Consider the following 24,865-nt stretch of genomic DNA (forward strand, 5'->3'; position numbering starts at 1 on the left):
GGTTATGTCCATTATATAAAATGAATTGTCAGTTTGCGACTTGAAAGAAAAGTACCTATATGTTACAATTCATTGATGTGAGTAATAATTAATTACTTGCTCCTTGCTCCCTTCATATAGGAGAGCCTAGTCCATAAGGAGGTGTAAACAGATGAGAAAATACGAATTAATGTACATCGTACGTCCGAACATTGAAGACGAAGCGAAGAAAGCTCTAGTTGAACGTTTCAACGAAGCTTTAACTTCTAACGGTGCAGAAGTCATCGAATCTAAAGAGTGGGGCAAACGCCGCTTAGCTTATGAAATTCAAGACTTCCGCGAAGGTTACTACCAAATCGTAAAAGTAAACGCTACTTCAGATGCAATCAACGAGTATACACGTCTAGCTAACATCAGCGAAGACATCATTCGTCACATTGCAGTTCGCCAAGAAGCTTAATATTGAACTATTTTTAACAAAACGCTGAAAAGGAGGTTGCATTCTGATGATAAACCGTGTCGTATTAGTTGGAAGACTAACAAAAGATCCTGAGCTACGTTATACACCAAATGGAATTGCGTCTACAAGATTTACAGTTGCTGTGAATCGTGCATTCTCAAATCAACAAGGTGAACGTGAAGCTGATTTCATTAACTGTGTTGCATGGCGAAAACAGGCTGAAAACCTAGCGAACTTCATGCGAAAAGGAAGTTTAATTGGGGTAGAAGGTCGTATCCAAACAGGCAGTTATGAAGGACAAGACGGTAAGCGAGTCTATACAACAGACGTTGTGGCGGATAGCGTACAGTTTTTAGAACCACGTAATGGTAGCGGTGCTCCTGCTCCTCAATACGGTGGTGGACAAACTTACGGTAATAACCAACCGTCATATGGCGGTGGTCAACCACAACAGCAGTTTGGTGGCGCTATGCCAGGACAGGGTTCCTATGGCGGCGATGCTTATCAGCAAAATCAACCACCTATGAATCAGCCAAACTATACACGTGTAGATGAGGATCCATTTGCTAATAGCAAAGGACCGATAGAAGTATCTGAGGATGATCTTCCATTCTAATGCTTCTACAATAAAAAAAGGTAAGGAGGAGACACACTATGGCACCACGTCGCGGAGGCCGCAAACGCCGTAAAGTTTGCTACTTCACTTCAAACAATATTACGCACATCGACTACAAAGATGTAGATTTATTAAAAAAATTCATCTCTGAGCGCGGTAAAATTTTACCACGTCGCGTAACTGGCACAAGTGCAAAGTACCAACGTAAATTAACTTCAGCTATTAAAGTATCTCGTATCATGGGATTACTTCCATTCGTAGCAGAAGACAAATAAGATTGATGACGTTAAGGGATTGACCTTACATCAATTTTGAATACCAGCATATTACGATATTCGTATCGGGTATGCTGGTTTTTTTTATCGAAAATTGAAGTAGACGTTTTTTAGATAAAATTCATAATAAAGCATATAGTGATCTAAGCGATTTTTGTTCAATACTATGAAAAAATGGTACAATAAAGGGTAGTAAGTTTGACTGAAAAAAAGGAAGGTTTTCAATGCCGAATAATCAAACAAAAGCGCTTGTCCAAGGCTCGATGATGGTTGCACTTTTTACAATATTAATGCTGATTTCCGCATATGTACCATTCGTTTTTATAGTAGCTTTAATATTCGCTCCACTACCGATTGCTTGGTATAGTGCAAATTACAAACGTTCTTCATCAATACTCGTTGCAATAGTGGGCTGTATATTAACCACTATAACGAGTGGACTATCGATGCTACCATTTGCCTTTGTAATGGGGTTGCTGGGCGTCGTAATGGGTAACGCCATTTATCAGAAGAAGAGTAAACTTTATTTATTTATGTCAACAGGGATTGCTAATCTAATCTCGATGGCACTTGTTTATGTTGCCTATGTAAAACTTGCAGGAATTGACTTTATTAGCATGAGTCTAGAGATGGCTCGCAAAAATTATGAGCAATCAAATGAATTTGCGAAAAATGTTACAGGGCAAGTGGCGATAAAGCCTGAACAGCTAGAGGCTATGTTTAACACGATCGAGCTGACAATGCCTGCAACAATAACAATATCAGCATTTTTTGCTGCATTTATTATCATAGCGCTAAATTTACCAGCTTTAAAACGACTTGGCGTGGATATTCCAAAGTTTGCACCATTCCAAAATATGCGCTTACCACGATCTATTTTATGGTACTACATGATTGTTTTATGCATTAATTTATTTATGCGTCCAGAGGCTGGTTCTACACTAGATATAATCGTCTTGAATGTTTCTTATATTTTATGGGTGCTACTCATTCTACAAGGGATATCATTTATCCATTATTTCATTTCTAGAAAAGGGATGCCAAATGGGGTTAAATGGGTTGCTACCGTGTTAGCTATTCCATTATCATCCTTCATGATCTTACTAGGTATCGTTGATTTAGGTTTTGACGTACGTTCACTTGTAAAGGGGAAGACTAAAGAATAAGGGGCTGATTGTAATGGGGACTTTTAGAAAACGACCAATTCGCTATCCGCTTTTTGTTCTTTCCATTTTTGGAATTGTGACGTTCGTACTTCTATGTATTTGGAATATCGGGATAGGTATAGGTTATGGAATAGGTTTTGCTTTACTGATGGTCTACACATGGAAGGTGGAAAAGATTGCTTTTGAAGAAACTGAAAAGCATATAGAATCCATTTCATTCCGCATGAAAAAAGTAGGGGAAGAAGCATTGCTTGAAATGCCAATTGGGATACTGTTGGTGAACGAGCAATATGAAATAGAATGGTCGAATCCATATATGCAAGGTATCTTAAATATGGAATCATTAGTCGGAGAAGGGATTGTTAATATTTCTGATGATATCTACGTACTAATGAAGACTGAAGAAACAAATGAGGCTACAATTACATTACGTGATCGTAAATATCGTGTTTATTATAAAAAAGAGGAACGATTACTATACTTCTTTGATATTACTGAGCAGATTGCTATTGAGAAGCAGTACTTTGCAGATCGTACAGTTATCGCTATTTTATTTGTTGATAATTACGATGAAATCACACAGGCCATGGATGACCAACCACGTAGTTTAACGAATACAATGGTTACTTCAATCGTCAATGAATGGGCTGCTGAGCATGGTGTATTTGTAAAACGAATATCATCAGATCGTTTTTTAGCAGTATTAAATGAATCAATTTTAACAGAGCTTGAAAAGAAAAAATTTGCTATTTTAGATGTGATCCGAGAAAAAACAGCGCAAAAGAATTTATCTTTAACATTAAGTATTGGTGTAGGAGCGGGTTCGTCCTCCCTAGTGGAGCTTGGCGAATTGGCACAATCAAGTCTGGATCTCGTATTAGGACGTGGTGGTGACCAAGTTGCCATTAAGCAACCTACAGGGAAGTTAAAATTCTATGGCGGGAAAACGAATCCAGTTGAAAAACGCACACGTGTTAGAGCTCGCGTCATCTCACATGCATTACGTGATTTAATTCAAGATAGTGATCAAGTATTTGTTATGGGACATAAAAGCCCTGATATGGACTCGATTGGTGCATCTGTCGGTGTTCGGAAAATGGCACAAATGAATGATGTGAAGGGCTATGTCATCATAAATTTCGATGAACTAAATGGTAGCGTTACCCGTTTAATGAATGAAATAGAGAGTAAGTCGGATTTCTATGAAAATTTCCTAACACCAGAGGAAGCTGCAGGGAAAATGACTGAAAAATCCTTGCTTGTTATTGTAGATACACATAAACCTAATTTAGTTATTGATTCACACCTATTAAAGCTAGCTGAAAAGGTTGTTGTAATCGACCATCATCGACGAAGTGAGGATTTTATTGAAAATCCAACACTTGTTTATATGGAACCGTATGCCTCATCAACTGCTGAGCTGGTAACTGAATTATTAGAATATCAGCCGAAGCGAGCAAAGATTAATATGCTAGAGGCTACTGCACTCCTAGCAGGTATTATTGTCGATACGAAGAGCTTTACACTTCGAACGGGTGCACGTACGTTTGAAGCTGCCTCGTATCTACGGACGAATGGTGCCGATACAGTATTAGTGCAACGTCTTCTAAAGGAAGATGTAGACACCTATATTGAGCGATCAAAAATAGTGCAAACGGTTAAATTCGTAAAGCCAGGAATTGCTGTAGCTGTAGGTGAGGAATCGAAAGTGTATGACTCTGTCTTAATTGCACAAACAGCAGATATTTTACTAACTATGAAGGATGTTGGTGCATCCTTTGTTATTGCACATCGGGCAGATGGAAAAATAGGAATTAGTGCCCGATCACTAGGCGAAGTCAATGTCCAGCTTATTATGGAAAAACTTGGCGGTGGGGGTCATTTAACGAACGCCGCCTGTCAAGTCGAAGCCAAAACCATTGATAACGTGAAAACACAATTAGAAGAGGCCATAGAAGAGGTCTTTGAAGGGAGTTCTGACTAATGAAAGTAGTATTTTTAAAAGACGTTAAAGGAAAAGGAAAAAAAGGTGAAATTAAAAACGTAGCAGATGGTTACGCACAAAATTTCTTAATTAAAAATGGCTATGCAGCAGAAGCAAACGCTCAAGCACTCAGTCAATTAGACGGTCAGAAAAAATTAGAAGAAAAAAATGCTGCAGCTGAACTGGCTGAAGCACAAGCGTTAAAGGAAAAAGTAGAAACATTAACAGTTGAGCTAAAAGCAAAATCTGGTGAAGGCGGTCGTCTATTCGGTTCAGTGTCTACCAAGCAAATTGCTGATGCCCTACAAAAGGTACATGGCATTAAAATTGATAAACGTAAAATGACTTTAAATGATGGTATTCGTGCACTAGGCTTTACAAATGTTCCTGTAAAACTACATCATGAAGTAACAGCTACATTAAAAGTACATGTAACGGAAGAATAAGGAGCGACGATCCATGAACGAACCGATGATGGACCGCGTTCCACCGCATAACCGGGAGGCGGAGCAATCGGTTATCGGTGCAATTTTCCTTGAGCCACAATCTTTAATCACAGCATCGGAAATTTTATTGGCAGATGATTTTTATTTAAACGCCCACAAGAAGATTTTTGAAACAATGCTGCGGTTAAGCGATCAAGGAAAAGCGATAGATGTTGTTACAGTTACAGAAGAATTATCAGCTAAAAAAGAGATTGAAGACGTTGGCGGGCTATCCTATTTACTAGAGCTCGCCAATGCTGTCCCTACAGCTGCCAACGTTGCTCACTATGCTAAGATCGTTGAGGAAAAGGCACTATTACGTCGCTTAATTCGTGTTGCTACTAAAATTGTTGAGGATGGCTACACACGAGAAGACGAAGTAGAGGCATTACTAGGCGAAGCAGAGAAAAAAATGATGGAGGTTGCCAATAGGAAGAATGCGGGGGACTTTAAGCATGTGAAAGATGTGCTAGTGGAAACCTTCGACAACATTGAGCAGCTTCAATCACAAAAGGGAGATGTAACGGGGATACCGACAGGCTTCCGTGATTTGGATAACATTACTGCTGGCTTCCAACGTAATGATTTAATTATTGTAGCTGCCCGTCCATCCGTAGGGAAAACTGCCTTTGCCTTGAATGTTGCGCAAAGTGTTGCCGTACAGGCACGAGAGAATGTGGCAATCTTCTCTTTAGAGATGGGGGCAGAGCAACTTGTCATGCGTATGCTATGTGCAGAAGGAAATATTGATGCACAAGTTTTACGTACAGGTGCTTTAACTACCGAAGATTGGGGTAAACTAACTATGGCAATGGGGAGTTTATCGAATTCAGGAATTTTTATTGATGATACACCGGGTGTACGTATTAATGAGATTCGTGCAAAATGTCGACGTTTAGCTCAAGAAAATGGGCTTGGAATGATCCTGATTGATTATTTACAGCTTATTCAAGGTAGTGGGAAACCAGGCGAGAACCGTCAGCAAGAGGTATCAGAAATTTCACGATCGCTAAAAGGACTAGCACGTGAATTAAAGGTACCTGTTATTGCCTTATCGCAGCTATCTCGTGGAGTGGAGCAAAGACAAGATAAACGTCCGATGATGAGTGACTTACGTGAATCTGGAAGTATTGAGCAAGATGCTGATATTGTAGCCTTTTTATACCGTGATGACTATTACGATAAAGAGTCTGAAAGTAAAAATATGATCGAAATTATTATTGCAAAGCAACGTAATGGTCCGACGGGGACTGTTACACTTGCCTTTAAAAAAGAGTTCAATAAATTCATTAATGTGGATTGGTCACAAATGCCACCGCCACCGTCACGTGATTAATCATGTGCGTCATTCAGATAAAATTGCCTCTACAAATTAACCTTAGACTGAATTAATCTGAATGTTCGATAATATTCATACCATTCTGTTATTAAACACGAACGTTGAATCAGATTTTTTGATTTTATGTTCGTGTTTTTTCACTATTTTTTATTGACGAGGTGTTTCTATCATTGTTACAATGATTGAGGCTAAAAAATTGAGATACACAGGTATCTAACGGAGGTGCTGATTATGACATCAGTAGTAGTTGTAGGAACACAGTGGGGAGACGAAGGAAAAGGTAAAATTACGGATTTCCTTTCGCAAAAAGCCGATGCAATCGCTCGTTTTGCAGGTGGAGATAATGCAGGACATACCATTAAAATAGATGGTGAAACATATAAACTACATTTAATTCCATCAGGTATCTTCTATAAAGAAAAAACTTCAGTTATTGGTAATGGGTTAGTTGTCAATCCAAAATCAATAGTAACAGAACTAAAAGGCTTACAAGAGCGTGGCATTAATACAGATAATTTACGTATTTCTAATCGTGCACATGTTATTCTGCCGTATCATATAAAGCAAGATATTGCGGATGAAGAAAGCCGCGGAGATAATAAAATTGGGACAACTTGTAAAGGGATCGGACCATGCTATCAAGATAAAGTAGCTCGTATTGGTATCCGTATGGCTGATTTACTTGATAAGGATATTTTTGAAGAAAAACTACGTCATAATTTAGCCATTAAAAATAAATTATTCGAGAGATTTTATGAAGTCGAAGGTGTTACTTTCGAAGAAATTTTTGAGGAATACTATGGTTATGGCCAAGAAATCGCAAAATATGTGACAGATACATCTAAAATTTTGAATGATGTAATTGATGAAGGCGGTAAAGTATTATTTGAAGGCGCTCAAGGTATTTTGCTTGATGTCGATCAAGGTACGTATCCATATGTTACATCTTCAAATCCTGTTGCAGGCGGTGTAGCAATTGGTGCTGGTGTGGGTCCTTCACTTGTAACAAGCGTTATTGGAGTATCTAAAGCTTATACATCACGTGTAGGTGATGGTCCATTCCCTACAGAATTATTTGATGATGTAGGTCAGCAAATTCGTGAAGTTGGTCGTGAATATGGTACAACAACAGGTCGTCCACGTCGTGTAGGTTGGTTCGATACGGTAGTTGTTCGTCACTCACGTCGCGTAAGTGGTATTACGCATCTAGCACTTAACTCAATTGATGTTTTATCTGGTTTAGAGACAGTAAAAATCTGTACAGCCTATAACTATAAAGGTGAAACAATTACAGAGTACCCAGCAAATCTTCATATTATTGAACAATGTGAACCAATCTATGAAGAGCTTCCAGGCTGGTCTGAGGACGTTACAGCATGCCGTACTTTAGAAGAGCTACCTGAAAATGCACGCCGCTATGTAGAGCGTGTTAGTGAATTAACAGGTATTCAAATTGCTACTTTCTCAGTTGGTCCTGCTCGTGAGCAAACAAACGTATTAGTAGATGTTTGGGAAGCCAAATAAAATAAGTACAATAAAAAGGGCGTGCCATAGATGGTACGCCCTTTTCTTAGTGAATATCCTTCTTTTTGAAACGACCGCCTTTTACCTCTGCTATATTACCTATGGCTAAAAATGCATTGTCATCGATATCCGCAACGATGGTTTTCAGCTTCGACTCTTCCAAGCGAGTAATAACAGTAAAGATGACCTTTTTATCATTTCCCGTATAAGCCCCTTCACCATGAAGGAAAGTGACACCACGACCAAGTCGATCCATAATGGTTTGTCCAATTTCATCAATAGCATCACTTATGATATAAACTGATTTTGATTCTTCCAACCCTTGAATGACAATATCAATCATTTTATACGCAATATAGTATGCAATGATGGAGTACATAGCTTGTTCCCAGTTAAATACAAATCCTGCTATTGCAAAAATAATAATATTGAAGAACATGATGATTTCTCCAACTGAAAAAGGAGTCTTACTATTAAATAAAATTGCCAATATTTCAGTTCCGTCTAAAGAACCGCCATAACGAATGACAATACCGACACCAACTCCTAATATCATCCCACCAAAAACTGTGGCCAATAATGTATCTTCCGTAAATGGATGTAGGTTATGTAAGGCAAGTGTTGCAGTAGAGAGTACAGTAATACCAAGCCCTGTAGACAGTGCAAAGGTTTTACCAATTTGTTTGTAGCCTAAAAAAATAAAAGGTAAGTTTAAAATGAAGATGAAGATACCAAGGGGTAAATTTAATAAATGAGATGTAATAATGGAAACACCTACGATGCCTCCATCCATAATGTGGTTGGGTACTAAAAATAACTCTAAGCCCAAAGCCATAATGATTGCACCTAACGATACCATAATAATCCTTAGAAATGTTTTACGCATATTACTTTTCTGATGCCGCAACATTTTTGCTGCCATATCAGAGGTCTGTGAATCACTCAATTTAATCGCTCCAATCCATAATGTTCCTTCTTTTATAGTTTATCGGAATATTATAAAAGTAAAAAGTATTATGCCTAAATTCACTTGAAAAAAATAATAGAATACTATACAAATGGCCAAGTATCAGATTTTTAATACAGTAAATAATGTTGTTCAGTACCCATTTTATGAATAAAAATACAGTATTTATCAACTATATAAAATATATTCTATGTAACAATTAGTAGATAAATAATACATTTACATTACAAAAGAGTGAAATCATTCAAACGCAATTTTCTTTATGATACATTATAAGGGTGCAAAAATTCCTTGTGGGTAAATCATCCTATCACAAGGGAAAGTTGGAAGGGGCTTTATTGATGAATTCGTTTTGGAATAAAAAAGAAGAAAACAATAGATTCACCTACAATTTTTCTTCTTTTAAAAAGGTCTCGATCATTGCAGTATTAATGACGAGCCTAACGATAAATATGGGTTTTGCTAAAGAACATACGAAAGAAAATTTAAATAAAATATACCATGTCTATGTGGGAAATGATTATATTGGTGCAGTATCTGACGAGAATGCTATTCAAGAAGTTATTACATCAAAAGAAAAAGAAGCTAGTCAGCAATTCAAAGAGTTATCTATGGATGCTAGCTCATCTGTTAAAATAATCCCAGAACAAGTTTTTACGAATGAAACAAAAGATGCAGAAACAATATCAAAATTGAAGCAATCTTTAGTAGCAAAATCGGATGCTTTTACATTACTAGTAAATCATAAGCCAGTCGTCTCATTAAAAAATACGGAAGCCTATGAAAAAACGGTTCAACTGTTGAAGCTACAATATATTTCTCAGCCAGAGTTAGATAAATTAGCGAAAAACCAACAATCTACAATTAATTTACCAGAATTACAAGCAGGCGAATCACGACTTTTAGATATTTCATTTAAACAGGATGTTTCGGGAATATCTCAAAAAGTTACACCAACTCAAATCTTAACACCTGAGCAAGCCGTAAACTATTTAATGACAGGCTACCTGGAACAAGATAGCTATAAAATTCAATCAGGTGATGTATTAGGTTCTGTCGCAAAAAAACATAATTTAACAACAAGTGAGCTGCTAGATTTAAACCCTGATGTAACAGTTGATACTGTTTTACAAGTTGGACAGGAATTGAATGTAACAGTGGCAAAGCCATTTGTAAATCTTGAGGTTAAAAAGAAAAAGAAAGTAGCAGATGTGATTCCATTCAAAAAAGTAGTGGAAGAAGATCCTACTATGTATAAAGGTGAAAAAGTCATCAAGCAAGAAGGCGCTAATGGTAAAAAGGAAACAACATACGCCCTAACGTCTGAAAATGGTAAGCAAACAGCAAAAGTTGCATTAGAAGAAAAAGTTACCCAAGAGCCAGTGGACCAAATTGAAGTAGTTGGGACAAAGGTAATCTCTTCACGTGGTACAGGTGAATTTTCATGGCCAGCAGTAGGAGGCTATATCTCAAGCGGTATGGGCGAACGTTGGGGTGCCTTCCACCGTGGAATCGACATTGCTCGTCCAAGTAATTATAATATTTTGGCGGCTGATAATGGTGTAGTTAGTGCAGCTGGTACGTCTGGTACTTACGGTAATCGCATTGTTATTAATCACAATAATGGTTATACAACGCTTTATGGACATCTATCTTCTATTAATGTTGAAGTAGGACAAGTAGTGGAAAAGGGCTCTGTTATCGGTATTATGGGTTCTACTGGAAATTCGACAGGCACACATTTACACTTTGAAGTTGAAAAGAACGGTTCATTAGTTAATCCGTTATCATATGTAGGCCGATAAACATTTTGAATAGTAGACAGTCCAAATAGTGGGCTGTCTTTTCTATTATTTCCCGAGAAATACTTGTTGAAATATAGCCTATTATGTCAAAGTATTTAAAGTGATTGATGAACGATTAATGCAAGGAAACTGAAAGCATGATAGAGTTAATAGTAGTGAACTTACAAATACAACATGTTTAAGAATAGATAAAAAACGAAAGGGAGAGAATGAATGAACAAAACGATTTTAGTTGTTGATGATGAAAAACCAATCGCAGATATTCTGCAATTTAATTTAATAAAAGAAGGTTATAAAGTGATATGTGCGTATGATGGTGATGAGGCACTAAAGAAGGTTGAGGAAGAGCAACCAGATTTAATGCTATTAGATATCATGCTACCAAAGCGCGATGGTATGGAAGTATGTAGAGAGATACGGAAAAAATATGATTTCCCTATTATCATGCTGACGGCTAAAGGCTCTGAGATTGATAAAGTATTAGGCTTAGAAATGGGCGCAGATGATTATGTCACTAAGCCATTCAGTACACGAGAGCTTATTGCTCGTGTAAAGGCCAATATGCGACGTTTACAGGTTGCTGCACCTGCAGCAGAAGAAGCAGAAGAGGAATCAAACGAAATTGTTGTAGGATCTCTTGTTATCCAGCCAGATGCTTATTTAGTAATGAAGCGCGATGAGGCTATTGAGCTTACCCATCGAGAATTTGAGCTACTACATTATTTAGGTAAGCATATTGGACAAGTAATGACACGTGAACATCTTTTACAAACGGTATGGGGCTATGACTACTTTGGCGATGTTCGTACTGTTGACGTAACAATTCGTCGTTTGCGTGAAAAAATTGAGGATAATCCTAGTCACCCTGCGTGGATTGTCACAAGACGTGGTGTAGGTTATTATTTACGAAATCCTGAACAGGAGTAATAGGAATGCAGAAAGTGAGCTTCTTTAAATCCATTCATGTCAAACTAGTGCTGATTTACATTTTATTAATATTGCTTGCTTTACAAATTATCGGTATTTATTTTGCCCGCCAGTTAGAACAAAATTTGAAGAGCAACTTTCAAGATTCTATTTTTCAGCGAGTTGACCTGATGCAATATAGTCTTCGTGAGGAAATTTTAAAGGAACGCGACGAAAGCATGCCTAAACTAGAGGAAAGCTTGAAGTCAATCGTTACGGAGTTTTCAACTGGTTTAAGAGACGTTTCTAATGGTGATATTTTAGAAATTCGTGTCATTGATGATAGACAAAGAATACTTGCCACATCTGAGCTCGAAAATCAAAATTTAATAGGACAACGCTCTAACACAGACCTTGTGCGTCGTGCGATATCTGCTGAAACACTCTTTGATATTATAAAACTCGATAACAAAACAAGGAATCGAGTATGGGTATTGGCGAACCCGATTCGAGCTGGTGCAGGGCCGGATGATGAAATTATAGGCGTTCTATATATTGAAGCGAATATAGAGTCCGTTTTTGAACAAATGAACGAAATTAACCGTATTTTCCTTGGCGGCACAGCTATGTCGTTAGTCTTTACTATCTTTTTAGGTATTCTCGTTGCTCGAACAATAACCCAACCAATTGCTGATATGCGAAAGCAGGCTCAAGCGATGGCAAAGGGCAACTATTCTCGCAAGGTAAGGGTATATGGTACAGATGAAATAGGTCAGCTTGCCGTTACCTTTAATCATTTAACCAATCGTTTGCAAGAGGCACAATCCACTACTGATGCGGAGCGGCGAAAGCTAGATTCAGTCCTTAGTAATATGACAGATGGCGTTATTGCGACAGATCGTAAGGGACGTATTATTTTAATTAATGACCCGGCGCTGGAGTTACTGCATATTTCAAGGGATATTACACTAGGTCGTCCTATTGCCTCGGTATTGGGCATTGATCAGGAATATAGCTTTGAAGATTTAATTCATATGAGTGATGCTATTAATTTAAATTTCAGTACATCAGATGCACCTTATATATTACGTGCCAATTTCTCGGTTATTCAAAAAGAGACAGGCTTTATTAATGGTCTTATTACTGTATTACACGATATAACAGAGCAGGAAAAGATAGAAATGGATCGTCGCGAGTTTGTATCGAATGTATCCCATGAATTAAGAACACCATTAACAACTATGCGTAGTTATTTAGAGGCACTAGCAGATGGGGCATGGAAGGATGAAAATATTGCTCCTACATTTTTAAACGTAACGCAAACTGAAACAGAACGTATGATTCGACTAGTCAATGATTTATTGCAATTATCACGAATGGATAGTTCAGACTATGAGTTAAGCAAAGATATTGTCTTATTTAATTCATTCTTTAACCGAATTATCGATCGATTTGAAATGTCTAAGTCTGATAAAGTACAGTTTGCACGATTATTCCCTGAAACCTCCTTTTATGTTGAAATTGATACGGATAAGGTGACACAGGTCATTGATAATATCATTTCGAATGCCATCAAATATTCTCCAGATGGCGGAAATATTCGCTTTGGTTTCACAGGGCAAGGCGACATGCTAAAAGTCATGATTTCAGATGATGGCATGGGGATCCCTAAAGAAAATGTAGGCCGTATTTTTGATCGCTTCTATCGTGTCGATCGTGCTCGTGCTCGTTCCATGGGAGGAACAGGCTTGGGGCTTGCTATTGCGCGGGAAATGATTGAAGCGCATGGCGGAAAGATTTGGGCAGAGAGTGAGGAAGGGCAAGGCACGACAATTTTCTTCACATTACCATATGATGCAGATGAATTTGGTGAGGCAGGTGAGTGGGAATGAAATATATAGAGCCAGTTAAATCTGTTGTTTTATTTCTACTTGTCATGCTAAGTGTGATTCTAACTTTTTTGATTTGGACGTACACACCAGATTATAAATATATTGAAAATACGGAGCGGAAGGAAATTTTAATTAAGCCGCAAAAGGAAATGGAGGATATTATTCGTCCATACAAGACTATTTTCCGTTTCGATGAGGGTTTTACAGGCACAGTATCTAATAATGCCATGAAGAATTTGATGAAAACTTTTAAAGGCTGGAACGTTCTAGATTTAGAGCCTGTTAACAACAATCTTTCGCCAAACTATGTAAATCAAATTATTGGCGCAGACCATCGAATGACGATCTTTTTCACTGGTGAGGTTCCATTTTCAGCCTTTAACACCATTTTTCAATTTGCTGATAAGGAGTTACCAGAAACAACCTTCAATCGTATGATTATTGACTGGAGTAATTCAAGCACCAAAGAGTTAATGGTTTATTACATTAGTAGTAATAACCAATCATTATTCCGCTCACATGTAAGCGTGCCAAACATGAACCAATTTATACAGGAAGTCATAGAGCCTGCAAAAAAATATGGCACGTTTAAAGAAATTGAGCGAGAAAATCAGACATCACTTTATGTAGATAACAATAAAATGGAATCTGTAAAATTTACGTACTATATTGAAGAAATCACACCAGAATTATTTAAAAATGTGTTATTTACAGATCCAAATATAGTGCGGCGCAATGTTGAAAGTGCTTCTTCTGAAAAGTATACAGATGGTATGTCATTAATGACATTAGATACAAATCTAAAGTCATTAAACTATGTTTATCCAGCTGCAGAAAGCAGTATTAGAATAGAGCCTTCAAAATTGCTAAAAGATAGCTTTGAATTTATCAACGAGCATGGTGGATATACTGCCGATTTCCGTTATGCTTCAACGAACACAAATAAAAATCAAATGGACTATCAATTATATTTACAAGGTTTACCGGTCTATAGCAATCATGTCATTACTCGAATGACGACAATTTGGGGAGATAGCCGGATTTTCCATTATAAACGTCCATACTTCTCATTAGATATGGACATTGAAGCAGAAAAGGAAATCAAAGAATTATCGTCGGGAGCAGATATTGCTGAGAGATTAAAAGTTGGGAATAATATTGCTCTAGCAGATATCGATGAAATTGTTTTAGGTTATTATTTAACACAAAATCAAGAACTAAATATATTTACATTTGAACCTTGTTGGTTTGTCATCCGTAATGGATCTTGGATTAAGCTAACTCCTGAAGTTTTAGGAGGTGTTAAAAATGGATTGGAATAGAACGAAATCTATTTTTATATTCGTTTTTTTAATTCTAAACATCTTCTTATATTCCCTTTATGTAAATCGCTATAATGAGGCGAAAGATATTGAGGTTCCGGGCGAAAAAACAATAGAAGCTCGTTTAAAAGATGATAACATTACGTATGGCTCCTTACCAAATAATATTGAGTTTGCTTCTTATATGACAGCTCAAGTGCATAAATTCACCACAGATGAATTTAGTAATAGTAACCAACAAATTACATTTAGGGATAATACGAATACAAAAGTTCGTGCTATTTTCTTAAAGCCTGTTAAATTACGAAATGTGAGTGATGATGCAAGCTTTACGGATTTTGCTGTTGCAAACGTAAATGAGGGAGCATCGTATGCCTTATGGAAAGTAGATCGCGAAGAGCGCATCGCAATTTTTTTCCAGAAGACTAATAACCGGATGTTCTATTACAATGGTTCATTAAAAATTAAATGGAATACCAATAATGAAGTAACTATGTATGAGCAAACAATGATTGATAATATTGAAGAAATGGAACAACAGGAAACTGTCATTCCTCCCCTTCAAATTATTCAAACTTTATATGCAAAAGGACCGCTCAAGCCAGACTCACGTATTACGCAAATGAAGTTAGGTTACTCAACACTTGTTAAATTGACTCGTACACAGGTATTAGTGCCAACATGGGAAGTACGAGTGAAATTATCGGATGGAGAAACAGAAGAGTATTTTGTCAATGCAGTCGAAGGCAAAGTCATTGAAATCCAGGAGGACAAGCAAGAGGGCGAAGAAGAAGACTGGGGAGTTGAATAATGCGATTTAGTGTTTTAGCAAGTGGCAGTACAGGGAATTCCATTTATGTAGAGAATGACGATTATGCCTTTATCGTGGATGCTGGTCTTAGTGGGAAAAAGATGGAGCAGCTATTTACAAAAATTGATCGGAGTATGAAGCAGCTTAGTGGAATTTTCGTTACACACGAGCATAGTGATCATATTAAAGGAATAGGTGTACTGGCACGAAAATATAATGTACCGATTTATGCAAACGCCAAAACATGGCAGGCGATGGACGGGCTAGTTGGTGATATTCCTGTAGAGCAACGTTTTGAATTTGACATGGATACAGTGAAGCATTTTGGCTCTTTAGCCGTTGAATCTTTTGCAGTTTCACATGATGCAGCAGATCCAATGTTCTACACATTCCATGAGGGTAGTCGCAAGCTTGTTATTATTACAGATACAGGGTATGTTAGTGATCGTATGAAAGGTATTATACGCGGAGCAGATTCCTTCGTTTTTGAAAGTAATCATGATGTTAATATGCTTCAAATGGGACGTTATCCTTGGTCCATAAAACGCCGTATTTTAAGCGATGTAGGACATGTGTCCAATGAGGATGCAGCAATTGCAATGAGTGAGGTCGTATTTGATAAGACGACCAATATCTATCTTTCGCATTTAAGTAAGGATAATAATATGAAAGAGCTGGCGCGCATGAGCGTGTCACAAACCTTACAGTCCTGTGGCATTATGGTTGGCGAGCATGTCCATCTTTTTGATACTGATGCAGAGGAGCCAACAAAATTAGTAACGGTTTAACGACTCGTTATTTAGGTAAAACTTAAAGCTGTTCGACGCATTTGAATAAATGCGTTGGGTAGCTATTTTTATGTCCATTTTATTTGTTTTTCATCTGATTTTAATGTTTGAATCGTAAGATTAGGGTAACAATTAACAAAAGCAGTAAAGGAAAGGATGAGGAACATGAGTTACTTTCAAGATGATGATAAAAACAGTGATTTCCTAAAAAATGATGAAATACCGAAATCACCTCTCCAAGAAAGACTAGAGCGCGAGGAGCAAGAAATGCAGACCAAGCGTCATAAAAAGAAAGGTGGAGGCGGAGGAAAAGGTGGCTATTTCTTTAGTGGCTTGGTCGGCGTCATTATAGGTGCCTTACTTGTTTGGCTGATGTTGCCTGGTCTGGTCAATCAAATGCCTGGTACAACATCAAGTAATACAGGTAAAAATAATACGACCATTGATCAAGTTGCCACAGAGGTAACAACGGATGTTACAAAAGCCGTTGATAAAGCTTCTCCAGCCGTTGTGGGTATTACTAACATTCAGGAAGTAACAAGCGGAGGATTTTGGAGCCAGCAATCAACAACAACAAAAGAAGCGGGAAGCGGTTCAGGTGTAGTGTATAAAATTGAAGGTGACAAAGCCTTTATCGTAACAAATAATCACGTTATTGAAGGGGCTAAACAACTAGAGGTCACAATGCCTGATGGAACAAAAGAGCAAGCCGAGCTAGTGGGCCATGATGTTTGGACAGACCTTGCCGTTATTTCAATTAGCTCAAAAAATGTAAAAACAGTAGCGACATTCGGTAACTCCGATGTGTTAAAACAAGGGGAAACAGTTATAGCAATAGGTAACCCACTTGGCTTAGATTTCTATGGCTCTGTGACAACTGGCGTTGTTTCAGGTAAGGATCGTTCTGTACCAGTAGACTTAAACGGTGACGGCACAGAAGATTGGCAGCAAGAAGTATTACAAACGGATGCAGCCATTAATCCAGGGAATAGTGGAGGAGCACTTGTCAATTTAGCTGGAGAGTTAATAGGGATTAACTCCATGAAAATTGCAGAATCCTCAGTGGAAGGTCTAGGTTTCTCTATTCCAATTAATTCAGCCATTCCGATTATTGAGGAGCTAGAGAAAAATGGTGAAATGAAACGTCCAACAATGGGAATTTCATTAGCAGACCTAACAGATGTTCCAGCCTTCTACCAACAACAAACATTAAAATTACCAGCTGAGGTGACAACAGGAGTTGTGATTACAGATGTAATGAATAACTCACCAGCATCCAAAGCAGGAATCCAACAATATGATGTTATTGTGGAAATGGATGGTCAAAAAATAGAAACTGCCATTGATTTACGTAAACATCTATATAATGAGAAAAAAATCGGTGATCAATTAACATTAAAAGTTTACCGCCAAGGTAAATTGGTAGAACTTACACTTACATTAACAAACGGTAATTCATTGTAAAAAGGGTGAATAGCAGTGGGGATTGAAAAAATCTCCGCTGCTTTTTTGTGGAGATAGAGAAGTCCTTTAATAAAATATTGTGGATAACTAGAAAATTATGAATACTGATTATATACAATAAACAGTGAGGAAAAGGCACTTCTTCCATACATGCTATTCCTTTGATACAATAGGTTGTGGATAACATAGACTGAAATGTGAATAAGTTTGTGGAAATTTCGGAAAATAAGGAGACAACAAAAAATGGAAAAATACAGCTGTGAAAGCCATATAGAACACGCTTTAGACATGTTTGTAGCAGAGCAAAAAGTGTTCCCAATTATGGATAAAATCGAAGAGGAAAAAAAGTTATCCACAAAGTGTAGCTACTGTGAACAGCCAGCAGAATATATTGTATCAAGTAAATAACTTTACACAATATATAGCAATGGCATGTGGATATGTTGATAACTTTTGTGGATAATTTGTTTGTAAATGAATTGTAAAGGTGGATAACGTGTGAATATAACGATTGTATCAGTCGGCAAGTTAAAAGAAAAGTACTTAAAAATGGGGATCGATGAGTACGTAAAACGACTAGGTGGCTATGCAAAAATGGATTTGATTGAGGTACCTGACGAAAAAGCACCCGAACAACTTAGTGATGCTGAAATGGATATCGTGAAGAAAAAAGAGGGAGAAAGGATACTAGGCAAAATTAGTGCAGACACGTATGTCATTGCTCTCGCTATCAATGGCAAAATGAAAACCTCTGAACAAATGGCGACTGATCTTGAATCTCTCATGACCTACGGCAAAAGCAAAATTGCCTTCGTCATCGGCGGCTCCCTAGGCCTACACGAAGACGTCCTAAAAAGAGCCGACGAGCAACAATCCTTCGGCAAAATGACCTTACCGCACCAGCTCATGAAACTGGTACTCGTAGAGCAGGTTTATCGAAGCTTTAGAATTATGAAGGGTGAACCGTACCATAAGTAAGGGAGGTTTTTCACTCATATTTAATGTAATAGCTTATGCCTTTTCTTTTACTAGTTGTTCCGTTGCATATACGTGAAACCAACGTTCACTAGTGTGTAAGGAAGCTCAATTTAATAGACTGATAACACAAAACGAAAACTCCTCAGGTGATTTGTCTCGACAACAATTACGATTCGTGAGTTTTCGCTTTGTGTCGTTTTTTGAAACAATCTTTATAAGCGAAGGCTTTCGAAATTGTATCTAGAATGTTTCGTTCAAAGCACGCCGTAATTGCCAAAAATCATCTTGCACTTTAAGGGTGCTTGCTTTTCTTACATCGATAAATGTACGCTATTTTCGAACTTCTGGTTAATCCTCATTTACTTGTCTAGGGATAGCATAGGCTTTTTCACTTTTTTGCTGAGCGTTATAGTTTGATCCTAAAACACCTAGTAGAATAATGATTGTACCGAAAATATGATAGGATTGAATCGTTTCGTTTAAGAAAAGGACGCCAGCAATAATCGTAATTAATGTAGCTAAATTATTAAAGACACTCATTTTTGACGCTTCAATTTGCGAAAGTGCATAATTGGAGAAAAAGGAAGTTCCTAAAGATGAAAGTGCTCCAAGGTAAACAATAGCGATGATAAACGTTCCGCTTGAGAACGGTTCGATGAATTGATGCATCGTTTTCGTTATCATATGACTTCCAATAGCTACAATGTTAAAAAAGATAAAGCCAAAGAGCGTCATAATGTAAGTTATCGTAAAAAATGAGTAATGTTGCACAAGTTTACGTGCTAAAACGGTATTGTAAGCACCAGTAAGGGCTGACAGTAACATAAGGAAAATTCCTTTTACATTTTGTGAACCTGTATCTGCTCCATTCATAACAAAAATGAAAATGACGCCTGAGACTGATAATAACACCGAGACCTTTTGTAATGGTACTGTATGTTCTCTCAAATATACTGATGCTAAAATCAAAGTGAAAATTGGTACAGTAGCTAGAATAATACCGGCTTCTGAAGAAGAAGCATAGACTAGACCGAACGTTTGAAATGTGAAAAACAAAGTAGGATAAATTAAAGCTAATGGAAGAATCTTACACACGTCCTTCTTTGTCACATTTAAGCGAATCTTTTTCAAGACAATAATAGCAGTAGCGATAACAAAAGCTATAGAAAAGCGGTGTGCCAGTGTATCAAGCGGTGAAGAAGCAACAAGGCTCAGTTTTACGAACATAAATGAAAAGCCGATGATGAGTGCATACATGGTTGCTGCGAAATAAGCTTTTGTTTTTTTAGACATTTTTACAAAGACTCCAATCCTTTTATCGTGCATTATCGGGCAGTAACACCCCCACCTCAAAATTGAGCTGTCGGCAAAAAAGTTAGGTGGGAGATAAAAAAACTACCACGGATTAAAGTTTTACTTTCGTAGGTATATTAACGAAACACTTTAAAGCGCTCTTCATTTGCCAAAAATTCTTTTTCACTTGGCACTGCTTCAATACTTCCGAATGGCATTTGTGCAGTTAATTTCCAATTATCAGGGATTCCCCATTCGTCTTTCACATTTTGATCGATAAGTGGGTTGTAATGTTGAAGGGAGGCACCTAGTCTTTCTTGGGCTAATGCCATCCATACAGAATGCTGCGCAATTCCGGTTGCTTGTTCAGACCAGATAGGGAACTGTTCTGCATATAGAGAGAATTGATTTTGATACTGTTGAATGACGTCTTGGTCTTCAAAAAATAAAATGGTAGCGAAGCCTGCACGGAAAGAGTCTAATTTTTCTTCTGTTCGGGCAAAGTTTTCTGCTGGAACAATTGAGCGTAACTGTTCTTCAACTAGATCCCATAATTTATCATGATGTTCGTTAAATAAAATTACTGCCCGTGAAGTTTGTGAGTTAAAAGCAGTTGGACTATGCTTTATTGCCTCCATAATAGTGTCTTGAAGTTTTCCTTCAGTCTGTTCTACATTTTTTCCTAGAGCGTAAATTGAACGCCTCTTTTCCATCAATTCAATATATCTGTTCTTCATATTTGTAAACTCCTTTTCTAATAATTTTTCACCACAGTATCCTACCTAAGTTCCTTTCCTTTTTAATACGTTCATTGTAAAATTCGAAGTATAATAGTTCAATACTATTTTTTCTATACAAACAATAGGTTTTGGCTATAGAAAAGGAGGAATTGATATGGAGATTAGACAATTAAATTACTTCCTTATGCTGTGTAAGGAGTTACATTTTTCTGAAGCAGCTTTTAAATTGGGGATTTCTCAACCGACATTAAGTCAGCAGATACGTGTTCTAGAGGGCGAAATAGGGGCACCATTATTCGATCGAATTGGCAAAAAAACAGTGAAAACGGAAGCTGGTGAGTTACTTGAGCACTATGCTCTAAAAGTTCATCAGGATTTAGAAAATGCCAAAAAAGCTATCTCTGATTTGATAGATTTTAACAAGGGACATTTACGCATCGCAATACTGCCTTCAGATCTTGATTATCGCTTAACAGAGATTTTAATTGATTTTCGAAAGGAATTCCCCAACACAAAAGTGCAAGTATTTCCGACAATAGAAAGTTTAACAAAAGTGCTAGGTAATGAAGTTGATATTGGCATTGGTTTAAAGGTAGAAGCAAATTCTCATTTAGAGCGTATTCCATTCTATACGGAGAGGTACAGTTTATTTGTGAATGAAAGTCATGACTTATCTCAGAGGAGGAGCGTCAAACCAGAAGAGTTGGTAGATATACCACTTGTTATGTATCCTCAAGGGAAATGTGGTCGTGATCTAATCGATAAATGGTGTGATAGGCAAGGAGTAACGATTAATAGTGTTATGGAAACTGGCTCGGCTACATCATTATTTCAACTCGTTCAAAAAGACATTGGTGCTACTATTCAACCTAGTCAACTTATCGAAAACTTCCAATCGCTAGGTATTCGAGCAATACCCATTGAAAATGCACCAACGAGGGAACTTGATATCTTCTATCGTAACGACAAATATTTGAGTAAAGCAGCTGAAGGTTTCATGAAAAGAGTTATAGAACGATTTTAGAAGTTGAGCACTGATTTACTTCTACAATCATTTGAACAATTCATCGACATGTTAAAATCGATGCGCACACCTTTCAAAATTCAAGAGCAAATGAATGCTTTAATGAGTTGGAACGGAAGGGAAGCACAAGCATTACACCGAAGCGTTCATGGTGCGTTGTTACATGCAATTTTTATTGGAATTCACCCAATTATTGATGAAATGGTCGTACATCAAGATTGTTGTTAAATTTAGAACTAATGAATTCTGGCTATCCACATTATTATTCAAATAGAAAATAGATTGGCGTATTACGATGCATTAGACAAAGCACATACGACATTAAGGGGACATTGTAGAGCTTATTGAGAAGGAAGTTGAGGCTTCGTTAGACTTTTATACGAGTGCTGTGTGATACTGCTAAGTCTCCGGCAAGCGTAAAACGTTCATAGGATGAGAGCTGCTGCTCACTAAAATAAGCAAGGTCAATATCGCTATCATGACGAGCAGTCCCTTTGGCAAAAGAGCCGAATAAAATAATGAACGCTGGATTCAATTGTTCATTAATTGTTTTTATTAACTGCTGTTCAACTTCTCGATTTAACATGCTATCACCGTCCTTTATTTTTTAAAGGTTAGACGAAAAAACCGCACTTAAATCCATTTCAGTGAACCATATCATAAGTAAGTGCAATTCATTGGAACTATCACCAAGAATTATGCAACTGAATAAATAAGCCAAAAAAGAACCTAATCGGGTTCTCTCTTGGCTTTTGAGGCTGGTTAGTCTAATATTGTGACCTTTAATTGTTTTACGCCAAAATTAATGGCATCTTGTTGAGAAGGGAAAAAGACATCGATTCGTTTTCCTTTAATGGCACCACCAGTATCCCCTGCAATTGCTTCACCATAGCCTTCCACATAAACTTTACTACCCAATGGAATTACAGCTGGGTCAACTGAGATGACCTTCGCATTTGGATTGGTTTTAAGATTCATGCCAGTAGAAGTAATACCAGAACATCCCTCACATGAAGCCGTATAGGCTGAAGCTTCCACTATAATTTCTTTTGAAGCAGTTTTATTTGTAGAAGAAGCATTGGCTTCAGGAGCATTCCCCTTTGAAGCGGTAGTACTTGTTGATGGAGCAGTTGCTTCAGGAGCACTATCCTTTGAAGCAGTAGTACTTGTTGATGGAGCGGTCGCTTCAGGAGCACTATTCTTTGGAGCTGTATTATTTGTTGATGAAGCAGTTTCTTCAGGTTTACTTTCTACTGCAGTTGTATTATTTGTTACTGAAGTTGTCGTTTCCTTTGCTGCATGAGCTACAGGCTTTATTGGTTTGTCAGTTACAGCCTTACTTGTTTTCGTACCATCGATAATCGATAGATGTAAACCGGGATGAATAAGGTCCGTCTGTAATTGATTCCATTCTTTAATTTGTGAAACAGAGACTTGATGATCTAGGGCTATATCCCAAAGAGTATCTCCTTGCTTAACGGTATATTGTTGTGCAATGGTAAGGACATCACCAGGGTGAATAAGGTTAGTAGTCATATGATTCAATGTTTTAATATTTTCTACAGAAGTATGATGTGTACGAGATAAATCCCAAAGAGTATCACCTTTTTGTACGTTAATTGTTGCAGCTTGAGCATTAGCACCTAAAGTTGCCGAAAGCATTGCAACTGGTACAATTGAAATTATTTTTTTTAGCATGTATTAATCCTCCGTGTGCGTTCTTAGTTGTTAATGTAGAATCATCGTAACATAGATTTTTTTGAGAAAAAGAACAAGGAGATGTTAATTTGATTTCGTCCATGGCATTTATATTGCAATAATATTTCTACATTAAATAAATTTCGTAAGTGGGGGATAATCATGTCAGTTGTGGATCTGTTAGCTTCTCAACTAGGTCGAAACGATGAAGAGCCAAATATAGAGCTGGCACATAAATTGATTCATGAAGAAAATGATGCGGGTATAGAAGAAATAATTGAAAACTTAACGTGCCAAGATAAAAAAATTCAATACGATTGTATGAAAGTAGCGTACGAAATTGGGCAAGTTAAACCAGAACTAATCAGTAAGTATGTCCTGACTTTTATAGAGTTGCTAAAAAGCCCTAATAATCGTTTGGTCTGGGGCGGGATGATGGCATTGGCAACGATTGCCGAGGTAGCATCAGAAACCATTATGGCTCATCTAGCTATATTAAAAAGTGCGATGAAAGTGGGTTCAGTTATTACAATTGATAAAGGTGTCCTCACTCTTGCGAAGCTAGCAGCTGTCAGTAAAGAAAACAATGATGTGATTTTTCCAATATTACTTCATCACCTTGAGAATTGTAGACCAAAGGAAATTCCTCAGCACTCGGAAAGTACGCTGTTAGCCGTAACAGATGAAAATAAAAATGAATTATTGAAAGTGTTACGAAAAAGAGAAAGATACCTAACAGCACCACAATTAAAAAGAGTCAAAAAGATTTATAAATCATTAGAAGTTTAATGAAAGTAAAAATTTTCCTTTATGTGCCGTACCTTTAATATAAATTTTAGCATCAGTGATGTTATTCAGGTATTATTGAGTAATATTCATAAATAAAAGCCACACTTGGCAGCGTTACGAAGATCCTCATCATATGTAAATGATGTGATTTATGAAAGATAAAGAGGTACAGATTTTTATTAAAAATGGTGAAAATATCAATGGCCTTATAAGAAAAGCCAAAAAGAGAAATTGCACAGAGCAATTTCTCTTTTTGCTTGTTCTGAGGTAAATTATGCCTTAAGCATGATAACTTCAGTATTATTTTTATTACCATTACCATTGCCATTGCCATTGCCATTGCCATTGCCATTGCCATTGCCATTGCCATTGCCATTGCCATTGCCATTGCCGTTACCATTACCGTTACCATTACCGTTACCATTACCATTACCATTGCCGTTACCATTACCATTACCATTACCATTGCCATTGCCATTGCCATTACCATTACCATTACCATTACCATTACCATTACCATTACCATTACCATTACCATTACCATTACCATTACCATTACC

Annotated in this window: 26 protein-coding genes; 20 read left to right on the top strand and 6 right to left on the bottom strand. The window is 37.3% G+C overall.

The genetic code is table 11. The features are described from left to right. The first annotated feature begins 151 nt into the window (after nt 1-151). From rpsF to AC07YC_RS15600, 8 genes are all read left to right on the top strand, one after another. A complete protein-coding gene (gene rpsF / locus AC07YC_RS15565) occupies nt 152-439 on the top strand; it encodes a 30S ribosomal protein S6 (protein ID WP_008177955.1) in 288 nt (95 codons plus the stop codon). 46 nt (nt 440-485) lie between these two features. Next, nucleotides 486-1,055 carry a single-stranded DNA-binding protein gene (gene ssb, locus AC07YC_RS15570; RefSeq protein WP_008177953.1) on the top strand — a complete coding sequence of 190 codons (570 nt, stop codon included), beginning with the start codon at nt 486-488 and terminating at the stop codon, nt 1,053-1,055. A 38-nt stretch (nt 1,056-1,093) separates the two neighbouring features. Further along, nucleotides 1,094-1,330 (top strand): 30S ribosomal protein S18, encoded by a 237-nt coding sequence (gene rpsR / locus AC07YC_RS15575; protein ID WP_004233359.1) that lies wholly within the window; start codon nt 1,094-1,096, stop codon nt 1,328-1,330. 224 nt (nt 1,331-1,554) lie between these two features. Then, the gene (locus AC07YC_RS15580; RefSeq protein ID WP_336637225.1) at nt 1,555-2,496 is read left to right on the top strand and encodes a YybS family protein; all 942 of its coding nucleotides are present in this window, start codon (nt 1,555-1,557) and stop codon (nt 2,494-2,496) included. Nucleotides 2,497-2,509: 13 nt separating this feature from the next. Beyond that, nucleotides 2,510-4,480 carry a DHH family phosphoesterase gene (locus AC07YC_RS15585; protein ID WP_336637226.1) on the top strand — a complete coding sequence of 657 codons (1,971 nt, stop codon included), beginning with the start codon at nt 2,510-2,512 and terminating at the stop codon, nt 4,478-4,480. Next, the gene (rplI, locus tag AC07YC_RS15590; RefSeq protein WP_036121876.1) at nt 4,480-4,926 is read left to right on the top strand and encodes a 50S ribosomal protein L9; all 447 of its coding nucleotides are present in this window, start codon (nt 4,480-4,482) and stop codon (nt 4,924-4,926) included. The genes AC07YC_RS15585 and rplI overlap by 1 nt, the downstream gene beginning before the upstream one ends. 13 nt (nt 4,927-4,939) lie before the next feature. Continuing rightward, nucleotides 4,940-6,301, top strand: a complete 1,362-nt coding sequence (gene dnaB, locus AC07YC_RS15595; protein ID WP_008177941.1) for a replicative DNA helicase — start codon at nt 4,940-4,942, stop codon at nt 6,299-6,301. Between the two features lie 234 nt (nt 6,302-6,535). Further along, on the top strand, nt 6,536-7,828 hold the full coding sequence (locus AC07YC_RS15600; RefSeq protein WP_336637227.1) for an adenylosuccinate synthase: 1,293 nt from the start codon (nt 6,536-6,538) through the stop codon (nt 7,826-7,828). 46 nt (nt 7,829-7,874) lie between these two features. Here AC07YC_RS15600 and AC07YC_RS15605 read toward each other — a convergent pair whose 3' ends face one another. Next, the gene (locus tag AC07YC_RS15605) at nt 7,875-8,738 is read right to left on the bottom strand and encodes a YitT family protein (RefSeq protein WP_042737493.1); all 864 of its coding nucleotides are present in this window, start codon (nt 8,736-8,738) and stop codon (nt 7,875-7,877) included. A 398-nt stretch (nt 8,739-9,136) separates the two neighbouring features. Between AC07YC_RS15605 and AC07YC_RS15610 the strand changes: the two genes are divergently transcribed. From AC07YC_RS15610 to rlmH, 9 genes are all read left to right on the top strand, one after another. Further along, on the top strand, nt 9,137-10,600 hold the full coding sequence (locus tag AC07YC_RS15610) for a peptidoglycan DD-metalloendopeptidase family protein (protein WP_336637228.1): 1,464 nt from the start codon (nt 9,137-9,139) through the stop codon (nt 10,598-10,600). Between the two features lie 213 nt (nt 10,601-10,813). Continuing rightward, a complete protein-coding gene (gene yycF, locus AC07YC_RS15615) occupies nt 10,814-11,527 on the top strand; it encodes a response regulator YycF (RefSeq protein WP_008177934.1) in 714 nt (237 codons plus the stop codon). A gap of 5 nt (nt 11,528-11,532) precedes the next feature. Continuing rightward, on the top strand, nt 11,533-13,398 hold the full coding sequence (walK, locus tag AC07YC_RS15620; RefSeq protein ID WP_336637229.1) for a cell wall metabolism sensor histidine kinase WalK: 1,866 nt from the start codon (nt 11,533-11,535) through the stop codon (nt 13,396-13,398). Beyond that, complete coding sequence (locus tag AC07YC_RS15625; RefSeq protein ID WP_336637230.1) at nt 13,395-14,720, top strand: YycH family regulatory protein; 1,326 nt, start codon at nt 13,395-13,397, stop codon at nt 14,718-14,720. The genes walK and AC07YC_RS15625 overlap by 4 nt, the downstream gene beginning before the upstream one ends. Then, on the top strand, nt 14,707-15,531 hold the full coding sequence (locus AC07YC_RS15630) for a two-component system regulatory protein YycI (RefSeq protein WP_008177929.1): 825 nt from the start codon (nt 14,707-14,709) through the stop codon (nt 15,529-15,531). The genes AC07YC_RS15625 and AC07YC_RS15630 overlap by 14 nt, the downstream gene beginning before the upstream one ends. Continuing rightward, entirely contained in the window at nt 15,531-16,319 is a 789-nt protein-coding gene (locus AC07YC_RS15635) for an MBL fold metallo-hydrolase (protein ID WP_336637231.1), read from the top strand. Before AC07YC_RS15630 ends, AC07YC_RS15635 begins: the two co-directional genes overlap by 1 nt. A 165-nt stretch (nt 16,320-16,484) precedes the next feature. Further along, nucleotides 16,485-17,783 carry a S1C family serine protease gene (locus AC07YC_RS15640; RefSeq protein ID WP_336637232.1) on the top strand — a complete coding sequence of 433 codons (1,299 nt, stop codon included), beginning with the start codon at nt 16,485-16,487 and terminating at the stop codon, nt 17,781-17,783. Between the two features lie 243 nt (nt 17,784-18,026). Further along, the gene (locus AC07YC_RS15645) at nt 18,027-18,191 is read left to right on the top strand and encodes a CxxH/CxxC protein (RefSeq protein ID WP_008177923.1); all 165 of its coding nucleotides are present in this window, start codon (nt 18,027-18,029) and stop codon (nt 18,189-18,191) included. Between the two features lie 90 nt (nt 18,192-18,281). Further along, nucleotides 18,282-18,761: a 23S rRNA (pseudouridine(1915)-N(3))-methyltransferase RlmH gene (gene rlmH, locus AC07YC_RS15650; RefSeq protein WP_336637233.1), complete on the top strand. Its 480-nt coding sequence runs from the start codon at nt 18,282-18,284 to the stop codon at nt 18,759-18,761. Nucleotides 18,762-19,109: 348 nt separating this feature from the next. Here rlmH and AC07YC_RS15655 read toward each other — a convergent pair whose 3' ends face one another. Both AC07YC_RS15655 and AC07YC_RS15660 read right to left on the bottom strand, forming a co-directional pair. Then, nucleotides 19,110-20,054 carry a DMT family transporter gene (locus AC07YC_RS15655; RefSeq protein WP_336637234.1) on the bottom strand — a complete coding sequence of 315 codons (945 nt, stop codon included), beginning with the start codon at nt 20,052-20,054 and terminating at the stop codon, nt 19,110-19,112. A 137-nt stretch (nt 20,055-20,191) separates the two neighbouring features. After that, complete coding sequence (locus AC07YC_RS15660; RefSeq protein WP_336637235.1) at nt 20,192-20,791, bottom strand: nitroreductase family protein; 600 nt, start codon at nt 20,789-20,791, stop codon at nt 20,192-20,194. Between the two features lie 157 nt (nt 20,792-20,948). Here AC07YC_RS15660 and AC07YC_RS15665 point away from each other — a divergent pair, with 157 nt between their 5' ends. Continuing rightward, a complete protein-coding gene (locus AC07YC_RS15665; protein WP_336637236.1) occupies nt 20,949-21,818 on the top strand; it encodes a LysR substrate-binding domain-containing protein in 870 nt (289 codons plus the stop codon). Nucleotides 21,819-21,821: 3 nt separating this feature from the next. Beyond that, the gene (locus AC07YC_RS15670) at nt 21,822-22,046 is read left to right on the top strand and encodes a hypothetical protein (protein ID WP_336637237.1); all 225 of its coding nucleotides are present in this window, start codon (nt 21,822-21,824) and stop codon (nt 22,044-22,046) included. Between the two features lie 139 nt (nt 22,047-22,185). Here AC07YC_RS15670 and AC07YC_RS15675 read toward each other — a convergent pair whose 3' ends face one another. Continuing rightward, nucleotides 22,186-22,404 carry a nucleotidyltransferase domain-containing protein gene (locus tag AC07YC_RS15675; RefSeq protein WP_336637238.1) on the bottom strand — a complete coding sequence of 73 codons (219 nt, stop codon included), beginning with the start codon at nt 22,402-22,404 and terminating at the stop codon, nt 22,186-22,188. Between the two features lie 176 nt (nt 22,405-22,580). Continuing rightward, the gene (locus tag AC07YC_RS15680; protein ID WP_336637239.1) at nt 22,581-23,516 is read right to left on the bottom strand and encodes a LysM peptidoglycan-binding domain-containing protein; all 936 of its coding nucleotides are present in this window, start codon (nt 23,514-23,516) and stop codon (nt 22,581-22,583) included. 162 nt (nt 23,517-23,678) lie between these two features. Between AC07YC_RS15680 and AC07YC_RS15685 the strand changes: the two genes are divergently transcribed. Continuing rightward, nucleotides 23,679-24,305, top strand: a complete 627-nt coding sequence (locus tag AC07YC_RS15685) for a hypothetical protein (RefSeq protein WP_336637240.1) — start codon at nt 23,679-23,681, stop codon at nt 24,303-24,305. A 272-nt stretch (nt 24,306-24,577) separates the two neighbouring features. On the opposite strand, the gene AC07YC_RS15690 is transcribed toward AC07YC_RS15685, so the two are convergent. Beyond that, nucleotides 24,578-24,865 (bottom strand): hypothetical protein (locus tag AC07YC_RS15690; protein WP_494919844.1); only part of this gene is annotated, 288 nt, incomplete at its 5' end.

This window comes from Lysinibacillus sp. GW247-5R2A (genome assembly GCF_059424475.1).

Coding starts and splice junctions, on each gene's coding strand:
- rpsF (WP_008177955.1), top strand. CDS start 152: ATGAGAAAATACGAATTAATGTACATCGTACGTCCGAACATTGAAGAC.
- ssb (WP_008177953.1), top strand. CDS start 486: ATGATAAACCGTGTCGTATTAGTTGGAAGACTAACAAAAGATCCTGAG.
- rpsR (WP_004233359.1), top strand. CDS start 1,094: ATGGCACCACGTCGCGGAGGCCGCAAACGCCGTAAAGTTTGCTACTTC.
- AC07YC_RS15580 (WP_336637225.1), top strand. CDS start 1,555: ATGCCGAATAATCAAACAAAAGCGCTTGTCCAAGGCTCGATGATGGTT.
- AC07YC_RS15585 (WP_336637226.1), top strand. CDS start 2,510: ATGGGGACTTTTAGAAAACGACCAATTCGCTATCCGCTTTTTGTTCTT.
- rplI (WP_036121876.1), top strand. CDS start 4,480: ATGAAAGTAGTATTTTTAAAAGACGTTAAAGGAAAAGGAAAAAAAGGT.
- dnaB (WP_008177941.1), top strand. CDS start 4,940: ATGAACGAACCGATGATGGACCGCGTTCCACCGCATAACCGGGAGGCG.
- AC07YC_RS15600 (WP_336637227.1), top strand. CDS start 6,536: ATGACATCAGTAGTAGTTGTAGGAACACAGTGGGGAGACGAAGGAAAA.
- AC07YC_RS15605 (WP_042737493.1), bottom strand. CDS start 8,738: ATGTTGCGGCATCAGAAAAGTAATATGCGTAAAACATTTCTAAGGATT.
- AC07YC_RS15610 (WP_336637228.1), top strand. CDS start 9,137: ATGAATTCGTTTTGGAATAAAAAAGAAGAAAACAATAGATTCACCTAC.
- yycF (WP_008177934.1), top strand. CDS start 10,814: ATGAACAAAACGATTTTAGTTGTTGATGATGAAAAACCAATCGCAGAT.
- walK (WP_336637229.1), top strand. CDS start 11,533: ATGCAGAAAGTGAGCTTCTTTAAATCCATTCATGTCAAACTAGTGCTG.
- AC07YC_RS15625 (WP_336637230.1), top strand. CDS start 13,395: ATGAAATATATAGAGCCAGTTAAATCTGTTGTTTTATTTCTACTTGTC.
- AC07YC_RS15630 (WP_008177929.1), top strand. CDS start 14,707: ATGGATTGGAATAGAACGAAATCTATTTTTATATTCGTTTTTTTAATT.
- AC07YC_RS15635 (WP_336637231.1), top strand. CDS start 15,531: ATGCGATTTAGTGTTTTAGCAAGTGGCAGTACAGGGAATTCCATTTAT.
- AC07YC_RS15640 (WP_336637232.1), top strand. CDS start 16,485: ATGAGTTACTTTCAAGATGATGATAAAAACAGTGATTTCCTAAAAAAT.
- AC07YC_RS15645 (WP_008177923.1), top strand. CDS start 18,027: ATGGAAAAATACAGCTGTGAAAGCCATATAGAACACGCTTTAGACATG.
- AC07YC_RS15655 (WP_336637234.1), bottom strand. CDS start 20,054: ATGTCTAAAAAAACAAAAGCTTATTTCGCAGCAACCATGTATGCACTC.
- AC07YC_RS15660 (WP_336637235.1), bottom strand. CDS start 20,791: ATGAAGAACAGATATATTGAATTGATGGAAAAGAGGCGTTCAATTTAC.
- AC07YC_RS15665 (WP_336637236.1), top strand. CDS start 20,949: ATGGAGATTAGACAATTAAATTACTTCCTTATGCTGTGTAAGGAGTTA.
- AC07YC_RS15675 (WP_336637238.1), bottom strand. CDS start 22,404: ATGTTAAATCGAGAAGTTGAACAGCAGTTAATAAAAACAATTAATGAA.
- AC07YC_RS15680 (WP_336637239.1), bottom strand. CDS start 23,516: ATGCTAAAAAAAATAATTTCAATTGTACCAGTTGCAATGCTTTCGGCA.
- AC07YC_RS15685 (WP_336637240.1), top strand. CDS start 23,679: ATGTCAGTTGTGGATCTGTTAGCTTCTCAACTAGGTCGAAACGATGAA.